The organism is Staphylococcus sp. EG-SA-15, from assembly GCF_017151895.1.
In the GTDB taxonomy this organism is placed as follows: Bacteria; Bacillota; Bacilli; order Staphylococcales; family Staphylococcaceae; genus Staphylococcus; species Staphylococcus aureus.
On sequence record NZ_JACVZN010000186.1, the window covers coordinates 1 to 228 of the forward strand.

The following is a 228-nucleotide window of genomic DNA, read 5'->3' on the forward strand; positions in this document are numbered from 1 at the left end:
CCAAATCCAAATATTAATTTAGAAATAGGTGATATTTTAATCATGATTGGACATGATAATGATTTAAATCGCTTTGAAAAAAATATTGCGACGAGATAATCGGGAGTGGGACAGAAATGATATTTTCGCAAAATTTATTTCGTCGTCCCACCCCAACTTGCTTTGTCTGTAGAAATTGGCAATCCAATTTCTCTGTGTTGGGTCCCCACCCCAACTTGCATATTATTG

General features: G+C 35.5%; 1 pseudogene. It reads left to right on the top strand.

Annotated features, from left to right (window positions below):
• Nucleotides 1–99 (top strand): annotated as a pseudogene (locus tag IDG64_RS15010) (potassium transporter Trk); the annotation flags it as partial.
• Between the last annotated feature and the right edge of the window lie 129 nt (nucleotides 100–228).